This is a genomic window from Pseudomonas sp. X10, from assembly GCF_054889225.1.
Map to the genome: position 1 here is coordinate 1,494,300 of NZ_CM142677.1, position 13,600 is coordinate 1,507,899.

The window sequence follows — 13,600 nt, forward strand, 5'->3', positions numbered from 1 at the left end:
TCAAGTGATCGGTGGTGGCTCGCTGGCCTCGGGCTTGCTGCAGCGGCTGGCTGTGGACCTTGGCCAGCGTTTCGGTCAGGTAGTCATCCATGAGGTGGTTCTAGTCAAGGCCACTGGCAGGGCGTTCAGGCAGGGCCGCATGAAGGTGTTGACACGCATCCTGCAAGTGCTGAGCGTCCGTAGGCCACGGGAAGTGAGGGGGGCGGGCCTTGCCGGGCCAGGCGCGATTTCCAAGTGAGACTACCATGCGGACGAAATCGCTGGACATAATGGCGATTTGCGATGCTATTGCGCCTGCGTTCGGTCGCTGGGCAAGGATTGATCGTTGCACGCGGCGTGAGTGATGCTGTGCAAGTGCTGGTGCGCGCCGATAAACTGCCGGGCATGAACCTCGACACACGTATCAAGTTCCGCCATCTGCTGTGCTTCCTGGAAATTGCCCGTCAGGGCAGTTTTGCCAGGGCCGCCGACGTCCTGGCGATCAGTCAGCCGGCGATTTCCAAGACGCTCAAGGAGCTGGAAGACTTGCTCCAGGTGCGCCTGTTCGAGCGAACCCGGCAAGGGGTCGAGTTGACCCCAGCCGGCGTGCGATTCATGCGCTATGCCGGGCCCAGTGTGCAAGCCCTGCGTGAAGGGGTGAGCGCCCTGCGTGGCGAGGCCCGTACACCCTCGCAGGTGCGCATTGGCGTGCTGTCCACGGTCGAGAGCCTGCTGATGCCCGAGGTGCTGTGCCGGCTTCACCAGCGCCATGAGGCACTGGTGGTTACGGTGGTCACGGGAGCCAGCGCCCATCTGCTCGGCCAGTTGCGCCTGGGGGAGCTGGAACTGGTGGTCGGGCGCATGACCGACAGCCCCCAGGTCCAGGGGCTGTCGTTCGAGCACCTATACAGCGAATCCATGACCTTGGTGGTGCGTCCCGCCCACCCGTTGCTGGCGCGCCAGCCAGTCGAGCGCAGCCTGGTGGCAGGGTATCCGCTGGTGCTGCCCCTGGCAGGCACCACCATCCGCCAGCACGCTGACAGTCTGTTCGTGCAGTGTGGCATCGAGCTGCCGGCTCAACGCTTGGAGACCCTGTCCTTGGCCCTGAGCCGCCGTTACGTGCTGGGCAGCGATGCGGTCTGGGTGGCACCTCGTGATGCGGTGCTGATCGACCTGGGCCGTGGCGATCTTTGCGAGCTCGACCTGGGTGTCAGTGAGCCGGGCGGCTCGGTGGGTATCTGCAGTAATGCCGCCTTGCCGCAGAACGTGCCGGCACAGTGGGTGTGCCAGGTGCTGCGCGAGGTGGCCGAGCAGTACCGCCAGGGCACCTACCCTTGAACGGGGTTGCTTCTTGTCCCGGGCCGACCCTGGCAGCTACACAAACTGCTACAAAATTACGTGTACCTTTGTACAGTGGTGGCTAATAGCTGTCATTCTGGATGAAGAAGCTTTTATCCTATGAACTTATCAGTCTTTTACTGCTCTCATGCCGGTAGCCATTGGTCATGACCGCCTGCTAAGCTCGCGGTTTCACCCGATTGCCCTTTTGGCGATGAACAAGGAAATAGCATGAAACAGCATCGTTTGGCGGCTGCGGTTGCCTTGGTTAGCCTGGTCCTCGCGGGTTGCGATTCGCAGACCAGCAGCGTCGAGCTGAAGACTCCGGCACAGAAAGCCTCCTACGGTATCGGCCTGAACATGGGCAAGAGCCTGGCTCAGGAAGGCATGGACGACCTTGATTCGAAAGCAGTGGCACTTGGCATCGAAGACGCGGTCGGCCAGAAGGAACAGAAGCTCAAGGACGAAGAACTGGTCGAAGCGTTCGCCGCACTGCAGAAGCGCGCCGAAGAGCGCCTGGCCCAGCAGAGCGAGGAAGCCGCCGCCGCTGGCAAGAAGTTCCTCGAGGAAAACGGCAAGAAGCCTGGCGTGGTCACCACCGCCTCGGGCCTGCAGTATGAAGTGGTGAAGAAGGCCGATGGCCCGCAACCCAAGCCGACCGACGTAGTGACCGTTCACTACGAAGGCAAGCTGATCGATGGCAAGGTGTTCGACAGCTCGGTCGAGCGCGGCAGCCCGATCGACCTGCCGGTCAGCGGCGTGATCCCGGGTTGGGTCGAAGGCCTGCAACTGATGCACGTTGGCGAGAAGTACAAGTTGTACATCCCGGCTGACCTGGCCTACGGCGCGCAGAGCCCGAGCCCGCTGATCCCGGCCAACTCGGTCCTGGTGTTCGACCTGGAACTGCTGGGCATCAAGGACGTGAACCAGCCTGAAGGCGACGCGCCTGAAGCCCAGGCCCCGGCAGAAGCCCCAGCCAAGTAAGGCTTGCTCCACCCCCAACGCCCCGTCTCGACGGGGCGTTGTCATTTGTGGCTGCTGGATTGACTCGAACCTCGGGGCAGGCGCACTGTCTGAAAAACGGTAACGACCTCTGAGCACCTCTGTCGCAAAACGTTTGCGCCATTGAAACAGGTGTGTAAAAAATGCCCGATCTGAGCGAGACCCTTGTTGTCTGGGCACCCTGAGCTGGAAACGCGGCTCTGTTCACAAGGTTATCCACAATAAATGTGGATAACCTTCCTTCCGACTGGCTTCCGGAGACCCCCATGAGCGCACCTTGGAATTTTGCCCGCTTCCTGCCGTTGGCTGAACGTCTGCTCAGCCGTGGACGGTTGCCGGCCCTGCTGTTTGCCGTCGCGCGCAAAGGGCCGCGACTGGGTCAGTTACGCGAGGACGTACGCTTGTTGCAGGCGTTGTGCCTGGCCTGGTGGCGGGGCGAGTACCGAGCCATCAGCCCCAAGGCCTTGGTCACGGTGGTCGCGGGTCTGCTGTATTTCGTCAGCCCCCTGGACGCCATTCCGGACTGGTTGCTGGGTGTCGGTTTTCTCGATGACATCGCGGTGCTGGGCTGGGTGATCAAGACCGTGGCCGATGAACTGGCCCGCTTCAAGGCGTGGCGCGACCACCAATCTCCGGAGCGCCTGCGCGTGGTCGAACGCCTGCCAGACAGCCCCGAAGCCCTGCGCCTGGAACAGCGCAATTGACTGAAAACGACCTTGCCTGCACAGACTCCCGAGCTTGGTAATATAATTGGCATAAGGGTTATGCCTACGGATTACATATCGTAATCCTACTAAGGGGGTTGTAATGGGTATTCAGGTCATCAGCCGGGACGGTCAGCCCGAATATGCAGTCGTACCCTGGGAGCAGTATCAGGCACTGCTCAAGGCTGCAGGGCAAGCACCGGCCAGTATCGACGGCGCCCAACACGACAGCGCCGCCACCAGTACCGACAACACCACGCAAAGCACCAGCCTGCCCGCTTTCAGCGAGCTGGGGCGCTTGCGTCAGGCCAAGGGCCTGGCGCCTGAGCAACTGGCCCGCAGTGTTGGCATCAGTCCGGCCTATCTGGCCATGATCGAGGCGGGCGAACGCCAGCCCGATGCCGCGATCCGACGTAGCCTAGCGTGGGAGCTGGGTGTCGGCGGCTGGAGCGAGCCGTCGTGAGCCAGGTCAGGATCAGCCGCCAGCATTGGGAGAACCTGCTGGGCGAGCTGGATGTGGCCCGCCGCCAACGGCATTTGCTCACTTACCGGGCCTTGATCGAGCGCCTGCAACTGCCCAGCCCGGCCATGCAGACCTTGACCGCGGCCCTGGAATACTTGGCAGCCTTGGACGCCAAGGCCGACCAGCCGCTGCGCAGTTCGTTGGTGATCAGCCAGGGCGCCAGCCGCCTGCCACGCACCGGTTTCTTCGAATGTGTCGAGCGCCTCGGGCGCTTCTCCGGTCCGGTCGACGGCATGGAGGCGGCCTCCTGGCACGCCTCTGAAGTAGTGCGGGTATTCGAGTACAGTTACCCCGAAGAGTCCTGAGCAGGGGGCGGGCAAGCCCGCCCCGGCAGCTCACTTCAGTGCTTGGCCACTGCCGAGTTCAGGCTCAGGTAATCGAGCAGGATGCGCCCGGTCTCGGACAGGTAGGCGTCGTCTTCCGGTTTGGTGCTGTCCGGCTCGGCAGGCAGCAGGGCGTCTTCGTCTTCTTTCTTCAGTTCCTTGAGCGGCTCTTCGCCCTTGGCCTTGCGTCGGATGTTCTCGAGGGCAAGCTGCTTGCCTTCGATCTCGGCGTGGCGAGCGCGGCGCTCTTCCTCGTTGAGGCTCACAGTCTTCTCGTTCATCAGCCTTTGGGTCAGGGCCAGGCGGTCGCGGATGTAGGCGAACTCCGGGTCCTGGGCGCTGCGCGCTTCATGACGCGCCTTGAGCTGCGCCAGGAACGGCTTGAACGGGTCGGCCGCCGGGGTCACGACCGGGCGGATGGTGTCCCAGGGCATGGCCTCGGGCAGGGCGCTTTCGCCGATTTCCTTGGTGTCGATGATCGACGGGTAGTTGATGTCCGGCAACACGCCTTGGTGCTGGGTGCTCTGCCCGGAAACCCGGTAGAACTTGGCCAGGGTCAGCTTCAGCTCGCCATGGTTGAGCGGCTGGATGGTCTGCACGGTGCCTTTGCCGAAGGTCTGGCCACCGATGATCAGGGCACGGTGGTAGTCCTGCATGGCGCCGGCGAAGATCTCCGAGGCCGAGGCCGAGAGGCGGTTGACCAGCAGCGCCAGCGGGCCTTTGTAGAAGGCGCCGGTATTTTCGTCTTCGAGCACGTCGACGCGGCCGTCGCTGTTGCGCACCAGCACGGTCGGGCCCTTGTCGATGAACAGGCTGGTCAGCTCGGTCGCTTCCTGCAAGGAACCACCGCCGTTGTTGCGCAGGTCGATGACCACGCCGTCGACGTTTTCTTTCTGCAGCTCGGTGAGCAACTTCTTCACGTCACGCGTGGTGCTCTTGTACTCTGGATCGCCGGCACGGAAGGCCTTGAAGTCCAGGTAGAAGGCCGGGATCTCGATGATCCCCAGCTTGTAGTCGCGGCCATCCTGCTTGAGCTTGAGCACCGACTTCTTCGCCGCCTGCTCTTCGAGTTTCACTGCTTCGCGGGTGATGGGCACGATCTTGCTGGTCTGGTCGTTCGGGGCGTTGCTGGCCGGAATCACCTCCAGGCGTACCACCGAGCCTTTCGGGCCGCGGATCAGCTTGACCACTTCGTCCAGGCGCCAGCCGACCACGTCGACCATTTCCTTGTTGCCCTGGGCCACGCCGATGATCTTGTCGGCCGGGGCCACCTGCTTGGTCTTGGCCGCAGGGCCGGCCGGCACCAGGCGCACGATCTTGACCTGGTCGTTGTCGCTCTGCAGCACCGCGCCGATGCCTTCGAGCGACAGGCTCATGTTGATGTCGAAGTTTTCCGCGTTGTCCGGCGACAGGTAGTTGGTGTGCGGGTCGTAGGACTGGGCGAAGGTATTGATGTAGGCCTGGAAGATGTCTTCGGCGCGGGTCTGGTCCAGGCGCGCGAGCTGGTTCTTGTAGCGCTTGGTCAGGGTTTCCTGGATCTGCTTGGGATCCTTGCCGGCGATTTTCTGGCGCAGTACCTCATCCTTCACGCGCTTGCGCCACAGGTCGTCGAGCTCGGCCTCGTTCTTCATCCACGGTGCGTCCTTGCGGTCTACCAGCAAGGTCTCGCGAACGGTGAAATCCATCTTGTCGACACCCTTGGCCAGTTCGGCCAAGGCGAAGTCCAGGCGCGACTTCACCCGGTCCAGGTAGCGCTTGTAGATGGTGAAGCCGGGGTCGAGGTTGCCGCTCTTGAGGAAGTCGTCGAACTGGGTCTTCCACTTGTCGAATTCGGCGATGTCGCTGGCGGTGAAGTAGCTGCGCGCAGGGTCGAGCAACTTGATGTAGCTGTCGTAGATGATCAGCGAACGGGCGTCGTCCAGCGGTGGCTTGCTGTAGTGGTGGCGCTTGAGCAGCTCGACCACGTTGAGGCTGGCGACGATCTCGTCGCGGTCCGGCTGCAGGCTGTCCCACTTGTTGGCGGCCAGCGCATTGCCGTCAAGCGTCAGACTGCCGAGGCCGATCAAAAGGGCGAGGGCAGTGCTGGGCAGAAAATGCTTCATGCTGATTCGACGTAAAGGCAATTGATCACGCATAGTAGGCCGTCTTTTCCGTTCGCCGGTTCCATGGAGCCGGTCAAATACTGCAAAAAACCCGGGACATAGCGGTCCCGGGCTCAGTCATGAGTCAACTATGGAGGCACTGTGAAGGCATTGCAAGGCGTTGACGGACATGTGGCGTGGGTCGAGGCCGAGGGCCTGGCCTGTGATGCGGGCCAGGTACGCATTCGTGTGGCCGCCGCGGGGCTGAACCGGGCTGACCTGCTGCAGCGCGCCGGGCTGTACCCACCGCCCCCAGGGGCCAGCGAGTACCTTGGGCTGGAGTGTTCCGGGGTGATCAGTGAGGTCGGGCCGGGGGCGGATTGGCGCGTGGGCGACCGGGTTTGCGCGCTGCTCGCCGGTGGCGGCATGGCCGAGGAAGTGGTGGTCGATGCTCGCCATGTGTTGCCCGTCCCCGAAGGCTTGAGTCTTAAGGAAGCGGCGGCGATCCCCGAGGTTTATGCCACGGCCTGGCTCAACCTCTTTCAACTGGGTGGGCTCAAGGCCGGCGAGAAGGTTCTGGTGCATGCTGGCGCCAGCGGTGTCGGCTCGGCGGCTATCCAGCTGTGCAAGGCATTCGGCAATCCGATCTGGGTCAGCGTCGGCTCGGCCGAGCGCCTGGCCTACTGCCAGGGCCTTGGCGCCGCCGGTGGGGTGGTGCGCAGCGAAAACCTGGAGGCGCTGGAAGGCTTCGGGCCGTTCGATGTGATCCTCGATCCGGTGGGCGCCAGCTACGGGCCCCTCAACCTCAAGGTGCTGGCCCGTGACGGCCGCTGGGTGATCATCGGCCTGATGGGGGGGCGCAAGGTTGAACTGGACTTGGCCCAGGTGCTGGCCAAGCGCTTGCAGGTGACCGGCTCGACCCTGCGCAACCGTGACGATACGTTCAAGGCCGAACTGTTGCGTGACCTCGGACAGCAAGTCTGGCCGCTGTTCAGAGAAGGCCGGCTCCAGCCGCAATTGGCGGGCAGCTACCCGGTGAGCGATGCCGAGGCAGCCTTTGCCGAGCTGGCAGGCAATCAGGTATCGGGCAAGCTGGTGCTGGTGGTCGACGACACCTTGGTGTAGCCGAGCCAGCACTGGGTGCATGCCTTGGGGCTTGTGGAACCCTTGAGATCGAGCGCCGCCCGTGCGGCGCATCGTAGGCACCTACAAACGTGCCATGGCCTGTCAGAGACGCGTGGTCAGCCTTGGTGCCAGGCGATAGATTGCAAGAGCGCCTCAGGCGTCAAGGCATGTGCTGCACCACTCAGGTCCAGGTCAGGATTGGCCAGCCATTGATTTCGGCATGTTCGCGCAACACCGGATCCGGGTTGACCACATGCGGATGATCCACTTTCAGCAGCAATGGCAGGTCATTGCGTGAGTCGGAGTAGAAACTCGCGCCTTCGAGGTTCTCCTGCTCCTGGTCCAGCCACTCCAGCAGCCGGGTGATCTTGCCTTCGCGGTAGGTCAGCACGCCGTGGGTCTTGCCGGTGTACACGCCGTTCTGTGCTTCCAGCTCGATGGCCAGGTATTCGTCGATGCCCAGGCGTGCGGCGATAGGGCCGACCAGATGGGTGCCGGAGGCGGAGATGATCAGGATGCGGTCGCCGTGCTTGCGGTGTTCGGCGATGCATCTGCAGGCGTCGCTGAAGATGATCGGCTCGATGAACTCCTCGACCCAGGGCTCGACCAGATGTTCGACCTCTTCCAGGGTGCGCCCGGCGATGGGCTCCAGGCTGAAGGCCATGTAGTCCTCCATGGCCAGGTGGCCCTTGCCGTAGGCTTCCATCAGTTCATGGTCGCGGCGCAGGAAGGATTCGCCATCGACCCAGCCCAGGCGGGCCATCTGTTCACTCCACAGCGAAGCACAGTCGCCGTGGATCAGGGTTTCGTCCAGATCGAATATTGCCAAGGTCATTTCTACTGCTCTCCTGTCGGCCTTCAGGCCACTTCGCTCACTTCGTGCAGGGCGCTGGGATCAATCGTCAAGGATACCCGCTGGCCATCGGCATGTAGATCAGCCGATGAGCGATTGAGTACATCGACCACCAATTCGACGCCACGGGCCTCGACCCGGTAGCGGATGACATTGCCCAGCAAGCTATGGCTGCGGACCTGGCCATCCAGTTCGCCTTCCAGGCCCAGGGCGATGGCTTCGGGGCGGATCGCCAGGCGGTTGCTCACCGGACGTTGCAATAGGCGGCTGGCGCTTTCGGCATCGAGCAGGTTGTAGTTGCCGATGAAGCCGGCGGCGAACAGGTCCACCGGGGCAGTGTAGAGGGTTTCGGCATCGCCGCTTTGGACGATGCGGCCCTGGTTCATCAGGAAGATGCGGTCGGACATCGTCAGGGCTTCTTCCTGGTCATGGGTGACGAAGATGGTGGTCAGGCCCAGCTCGCGCTGGATCTCGCGGATCTGCTCGCGCAGGTGCTTGCGGATGCGTGCGTCGAGGGCCGACAGCGGTTCGTCGAGCAGCAGCAGGCGGGGCCGGGTCACCAGTGAGCGGGCTAGGGCCACGCGTTGGCACTGGCCGCCGGACAACTGGTGCGGATAGCGGCTGGCGAAGCCCTGAAGCTCCACCAGTTGCAGGACTTGCTGGACCCGTGTGTGGCTTTCCTCGGCCTTGACCTTCTGCATGCGCAGGCCAAAGGCGACATTCTGTTCCACCGTCATGTTGGGGAACAGCGCGTAGCTCTGGAACACCATGCCGATGCCGCGCTTCTGTGGGCTCAGCGGCACCAGGTCCTGGCCGTCGACCAGGATGCGCCCGCTGTCCACCGAGGTCAGCCCGGCGATGCAGCGCAGCAGGGTGGACTTGCCGCAGCCGGATGGGCCGAGCAGGGTGACGAACTCGCCGCGCTCGATCTGGCAATCGATATCGTGGAACACCGGGCTGCCGGCGTAGCTCTTTTGCAGCTTTTGTACGCTGACGAAACTCATATCAGGACTTGTCCTTGTTCAGGCGGTTGGCGACCCAGGTCAGCACCAGCACGAAGAGGAAGTAGGAGATGACCAGCGCGCTGTTGAAGTGGCCGCTGCTGTTGCGCATGTTGTTCAGGTATACCTGCAGGGTTTCGTAGCGGGTGCCGACCAGCAAGTTGGCGAAGACGAACTCACCGAACAGGAACGAGAACGACAGCAGCAGGGCTACCAGCAGGCCTTTGCGCAGGTTCGGCAGCACCACCAGGAAGGCCGCCTGCAAGGTGCTGGCGCCGAGCAACTGGGCGGCGTCCATCAGGTCGCGCAGGTTGATGGCTTGCAGGTTGTTGGTGATCGCCCGGTACATGAAGGGCAGGGCGATGGTGAAATAGCAGCCGATCAGGATCCACGGCGTGCCGACCATGGCCATCGGGCCGCTGCCGTACAACTGCAGCAGGCCCACCGACGACACCACCGGCGGCACGGCGAAGGGCAGCAGGATGAGGATGTTCATCAGCGCGTCGAGCCGGGGGAAGTGGTAATGCACCACGAACAGCAGCGGCAGGATCAGCAGCACCGACAGCAGCAGGGCGCCAAAGCACACCAGCAATGATTGGCCGAAGGCGGTCAGGAAGCGCGCATCGCTCCACAGCGCCAGGTACCACTTGAAGGTCAGGCCGCTGGGCAACAAGCTCGCCGACCAACTGGTGGCCAGGGAGTAGAGCAGGGTGCCGGCCAGCGGCAGCAGCAGAATGAGGAACAGGGTGTAGACCACCAGGCGGTGGTAGAGGCTGTTCTTGCCGGCTTCAGCGCGCATGGTAGCTCCTTCGCAACAGCCATTGATGGACCACGGTCACCAGGGTCATCAGGCCCACCAGCAGCATCGCCAGGGCGCTGGCCAGGTTGGGGGCGAGGGTGATGTCTCCGGCCACCAGCGCGGCGATGCGGATGGGCAGCACGTTGAAGTTGCCGGTGGTCAGGGCATAGACCGTGGCATAGGCGCCCAGGGCGTTGGCCAGGAGGATGACGAAGGTGCCCAGCAGCGCTGGGGTCAGCACCGGCAGGCCGATGAGCCGCCAGTATTGCCAGCCGTTGGCGCCCAGCAGCGCGGCGGACTCGCGCCAGTCCTCGCGCAGCGCGTCGAAGGCCGGGTAGAGCAGCAGCACGCCCAGGGGGATCTGGAAGTAGGTGTAGACCAGGATCAGACCGGTCTTGGAGTAGAGGTTGAAGTCCTCGATCAGCCCGATCTGCTTGAGCAGCAGGGTCAGGGCACCGTTGAAACCGAGCAGGATGATGAAGGCGAAGGCCAGTGGCACGCCGCTGAAGTTGCTGGTCATGTTGGCGAAGGCATTGACGAAGTCGCGCAGGCGCGAATCGACCCGGTGCAGCGAATAGGCGCCGAGCACCGCGATGAGGATGCCGAACAGGCTCGACCAGAAGCTGATCTCCAGGCTGTGCTGGATTGCCTGGCGGTGGAATTTCGAGGCGAAGATCCGGCCGAAGTTGTCCAGGCCCCAGCCGCTCTCGCTCTGCAGGCTATGGATCGCCACCCAGGCCAGTGGCGCGATCTGGAAGATAATGAAGAACAGGGCGAAAGGCAGCAGGCAGAGCAGGGCCAGGTGGCGGCCGCGTTTGATTGAACTCACTTGAGCAGCTCCCGGCACACCGGCTTGTCATGGGGGACGCCCAGCAACTCGCAGACGGTGCCACACAGCTCGGTCTGCAATGGCTTGGCCGCCGGGTCCAGGCTGAAGGCCTCGCCGAAGACGAACAGCGGCACTTCCCGCTCCTCGGCCAACAGGCCGTTGTGCGAGCGGTCGTTGTTCATGCCGTGGTCGGCGGTTACCAGCACCTGGTAACCCTCTTCCAGCCAGGTGGGCAGGTAGTCGGCCAGAAGGATGTCGGCGCTGCGCGCGCTGTTGCGGTACTGGCTGCTGTCCAGACCATGGCGGTGGCCGGCGTCGTCGATGTTCATCGGGTGCACCAGGAGGAAGTTCGGCGCATGGCGCCGGCGCAGGTATTCGGCATCGGCCAACAGGTGCGAATCGGGGTAGTGGTCGGCGTAGTAGAACAGGCCGTGCTGGATCGGCAGTTTCGGCGCGTGGGTATGGCGGTCGCGCAGAGGGTCGAAGGGAGAGCGGTTATACAGTTCGCTGATCCAGTGGTATGCCGCCGCCGCAGTACCCAACCCGGCCTCACGGGCATAGTGGAAGATGCTGCGTTGGTTGGACAGGCGGTTGACATTGTTGTGGACGATGCCGCTGTCGATCGGTGCCACGCCGGTGAGGATGCATTCGTACAGCGGCCTCGACAGCGCCGGCAGTTCGCATTCGAGGCGGTAGAGGGCCGCGCGGTCGGCCTCGACGTAGGCATGCAGGTGGCCCATGGCGTGATGGGCCACCTGATGGTTGAGACCGTCGAGCAGGACCAGGATGACGTTGTGGTTCATTTAGTGCTCCAGACCAGGGCTGAGCCCAAGCGGCAAGCTCCAAGCTGCAAGAAAAAGCCTGCCGTACGCCGATCTGCTTTCTCTTGAGGCTTGAAGCTTGCTGTTGCTTTATTCCATCTCGATGATCACCTGTTCCTGCCACTTTTGCGGCAGGGTCTTGGATGTCGCTTCCCAGGCTGCTGCATCCTTGATCGGCTGGGCTGCCTGGTACTGTTCGTTGGGCAGCAGCTTGGCCTGGACGTCGGCGGGCAGCTTCAGGTGTTCGGCGCGGATCGGTCGGGCGTGGCCGATGGCCAGGTTGGTCTGGCCAGCATCGCTGAAGATGTACTCGCGGGTCAGCTTGGCCGCGTTGGGGTGCTTGGCGTATTTGTTGATGATAGTGGTGTAGCCGGAGATTACCGAGCCATCGCTCGGGATCAGCACTTCAAAGCGATTGGGGTCGATCTGCTCGCGGTAGCTCAGGCCGTTGAAGTCCCAGACCACGCCGACTTCCACTTCGCCCTTCTCCAAGGTCTGGATGGTCGGGTTGGCCAGTGACAGGCGCTTCTGCTGGGCCAGCTTGGTGAACAGTTGCAGGCCCGGCTCGATGTTCTTCTCGTCGCCCTTGTAGGCGATGGCCGCGGCGAGGACGCCGTTGGCGGCCTGGGCCGCGGTGCCGACGTCACCGACGGCGACCTTGTACTTGCCTTTTTCCAGGTCATGCCAGGTCTTGGGCCGTTCGTCTTCCTTGACCAGGTCCTTGTTGATGATGAAGGCGATGGTCCCGGTATAGGCCAGGGCCCAATGGCCATCCTCGTCCTTGGCCCAGGCCGGGATCTGGTCCCAGGTGCTCGGCTTGTAGGGCTGGGTCACACCCTTGGCCACGGCGATGGGGCCGAAGGCGGCACCGACGTCACCGATGTCGGCGCTGGCGTTGTCCTTCTCGGCGTCGAACTTGGCCACTTCCTGGGCCGAGCTCATGTCGGTGTCGCTGTGCTTGAGGCCGTACTTGCTGGCCAGATCGGCCCAGGTGCCTTTCCAGTTGGCCCAGGCGTCGGGCATGCCCACGCTGTTGACCACGCCTTCCTTGCGGGCGGCGTCTTCCAGGGCCGCGAGGTCAGTGTCCGCGGCCATGGCCGAGGTGCACAGGGCGATGGCCGAGCCCAGCAGTGACGCCATGAAGAACTTTTTCATCCGAAGCTCCTTTGAGGTGCCTTGCAAATCGTTGTTGTGGAGAGGACCTTGCTTACGAGCGGTTTGGTCTAGGTCAGCAATACCTGAGCCAAGGTAGGCCGGTTGCGTGACAGTTTGATGTACCGGCGGACCTGCCCAAGGCTGGCGCTGAACCTGGAATTACAGCGTAGACCAGTTTCAAGTTACTGATCCGCAAGGCCTTATCCGGGCGTTCAGCGGTGCTGGCAGTAGAGTTTGTCATCGGATGGTCATCAGGCCTGCCTAGGCTTGCACTATTCTCCAAGCCTTGGAGGGTGCGTCTTGGCGTGCCCGATCCTGGGGCTGGACTAGTCCAGAAAGGTAACCCTTGATGCAAGCACTGCCGACGCGTGCAGTAACAGCCATCTGCCAAGCCTTGCAGGAGCAGATCGAACACGGTTTGCTCGCCCCGGGCGGTAAGCTGCCGGCCGAGCGCAAGCTCAGCGAGGTGTTCGACACCACCCGCATCACCCTGCGCGAGGCGTTGGTGCAACTGGAAGCCCAGGGCCTGATCTACCGCGAGGAGCGGCGGGGCTGGTTCGTCGCCAAGCAGCGGCTGACCTACGACCTCAACGAGCGCAGCCACTTTCATGCCATGGTCCGTGCCCAGGGGCGCCTGCCGGGCACTGAGTTGCTGTCGGCGCGATTGCAGCCGGCGCCAGCGGCGATCTGCTCGCGGCTGCAACTGCCGGCCTTGTCCAGCGTGATCCAGATCTGCCGTGTGCGGCGCATCGATGGGCGGGCGGTGCTTTATGCCGAGCACTATCTCAATCCGCTGTACTTCCCAGGCATCCTCGAGCAGGACCTGAGCCAATCATTGACCGAGACCTACGCCCGTCATTACGGCATCGAGTACGGGCGGGTGCGCTTCGAGATCCTGCCCACGGCCTTGCCCGGCGCGGCGGCGATGGCCTTGAAAATGTCACCGGGCAGCCCTGGTTTGCACATCACCCGGGTCAACAGCGACCAGCACGGCCGTTTGATCGACTGCGACCTGGAGTACTGGCGGCATGATGCGATCCGCATTCGTGCCGAGGCAGGCTAAGGGC

The 13,600-nt window shown here is 63.1% G+C and carries 14 protein-coding genes; 7 read left to right on the forward strand and 7 right to left on the reverse strand.

Translation table 11 applies throughout. The features are described from left to right. Positions 1-384: 384 nt before the first annotated feature. From pcaQ to ACYU03_RS06975, 5 genes are all read left to right on the forward strand, one after another. Positions 385-1,317, forward strand: coding sequence for a pca operon transcription factor PcaQ (pcaQ, locus tag ACYU03_RS06955; protein ID WP_461891410.1), 933 nt, complete (start codon positions 385-387; stop codon positions 1,315-1,317). Positions 1,318-1,548: 231 nt separating this feature from the next. After that, positions 1,549-2,301 carry an FKBP-type peptidyl-prolyl cis-trans isomerase gene (locus tag ACYU03_RS06960; RefSeq protein WP_461889179.1) on the forward strand — a complete coding sequence of 251 codons (753 nt, stop codon included), beginning with the start codon at positions 1,549-1,551 and terminating at the stop codon, positions 2,299-2,301. A 284-nt stretch (positions 2,302-2,585) separates the two neighbouring features. Then, a complete protein-coding gene (locus ACYU03_RS06965; protein ID WP_461889181.1) occupies positions 2,586-3,023 on the forward strand; it encodes a YkvA family protein in 438 nt (145 codons plus the stop codon). 103 nt (positions 3,024-3,126) lie between these two features. Then, positions 3,127-3,486 carry a helix-turn-helix domain-containing protein gene (locus ACYU03_RS06970; RefSeq protein ID WP_461889183.1) on the forward strand — a complete coding sequence of 120 codons (360 nt, stop codon included), beginning with the start codon at positions 3,127-3,129 and terminating at the stop codon, positions 3,484-3,486. Then, positions 3,483-3,851: a hypothetical protein gene (locus ACYU03_RS06975; RefSeq protein WP_461889185.1), complete on the forward strand. Its 369-nt coding sequence runs from the start codon at positions 3,483-3,485 to the stop codon at positions 3,849-3,851. Before ACYU03_RS06970 ends, ACYU03_RS06975 begins: the two co-directional genes overlap by 4 nt. A 35-nt stretch (positions 3,852-3,886) precedes the next feature. Here the strand turns inward: ACYU03_RS06975 and ACYU03_RS06980 are convergent, their stop codons facing one another. Continuing rightward, positions 3,887-5,971, reverse strand: a complete 2,085-nt coding sequence (locus ACYU03_RS06980) for a carboxy terminal-processing peptidase (RefSeq protein WP_461889187.1) — start codon at positions 5,969-5,971, stop codon at positions 3,887-3,889. 141 nt (positions 5,972-6,112) lie between these two features. Here ACYU03_RS06980 and ACYU03_RS06985 point away from each other — a divergent pair, with 141 nt between their 5' ends. After that, positions 6,113-7,075 (forward strand): NAD(P)H-quinone oxidoreductase, encoded by a 963-nt coding sequence (locus ACYU03_RS06985; RefSeq protein WP_461889189.1) that lies wholly within the window; start codon positions 6,113-6,115, stop codon positions 7,073-7,075. Positions 7,076-7,256: 181 nt separating this feature from the next. On the opposite strand, the gene ACYU03_RS06990 is transcribed toward ACYU03_RS06985, so the two are convergent. The 6 genes from ACYU03_RS06990 to ACYU03_RS07015 all read right to left on the reverse strand — a co-directional run bounded on the left by ACYU03_RS06990 (position 7,257) and on the right by ACYU03_RS07015 (position 12,533). After that, positions 7,257-7,910 (reverse strand): HAD family hydrolase, encoded by a 654-nt coding sequence (locus ACYU03_RS06990; RefSeq protein ID WP_461889191.1) that lies wholly within the window; start codon positions 7,908-7,910, stop codon positions 7,257-7,259. 23 nt (positions 7,911-7,933) lie between these two features. Then, the gene (locus tag ACYU03_RS06995) at positions 7,934-8,932 is read right to left on the reverse strand and encodes an ABC transporter ATP-binding protein (RefSeq protein ID WP_461889192.1); all 999 of its coding nucleotides are present in this window, start codon (positions 8,930-8,932) and stop codon (positions 7,934-7,936) included. A 1-nt stretch (position 8,933) separates the two neighbouring features. After that, complete coding sequence (locus ACYU03_RS07000; RefSeq protein ID WP_461889194.1) at positions 8,934-9,728, reverse strand: ABC transporter permease; 795 nt, start codon at positions 9,726-9,728, stop codon at positions 8,934-8,936. Further along, entirely contained in the window at positions 9,718-10,548 is an 831-nt protein-coding gene (locus tag ACYU03_RS07005; RefSeq protein WP_461891411.1) for an ABC transporter permease, read from the reverse strand. Before ACYU03_RS07005 ends, ACYU03_RS07000 begins: the two co-directional genes overlap by 11 nt. A gap of 5 nt (positions 10,549-10,553) precedes the next feature. After that, complete coding sequence (locus ACYU03_RS07010; RefSeq protein WP_461889196.1) at positions 10,554-11,360, reverse strand: alkaline phosphatase family protein; 807 nt, start codon at positions 11,358-11,360, stop codon at positions 10,554-10,556. A 108-nt stretch (positions 11,361-11,468) separates the two neighbouring features. Continuing rightward, a complete protein-coding gene (locus tag ACYU03_RS07015) occupies positions 11,469-12,533 on the reverse strand; it encodes an ABC transporter substrate-binding protein (protein ID WP_461889198.1) in 1,065 nt (354 codons plus the stop codon). Positions 12,534-12,882: 349 nt separating this feature from the next. Here ACYU03_RS07015 and ACYU03_RS07020 point away from each other — a divergent pair, with 349 nt between their 5' ends. Then, positions 12,883-13,596 carry a UTRA domain-containing protein gene (locus ACYU03_RS07020; protein ID WP_461889200.1) on the forward strand — a complete coding sequence of 238 codons (714 nt, stop codon included), beginning with the start codon at positions 12,883-12,885 and terminating at the stop codon, positions 13,594-13,596. Positions 13,597-13,600: the final 4 nt, after the last annotated feature.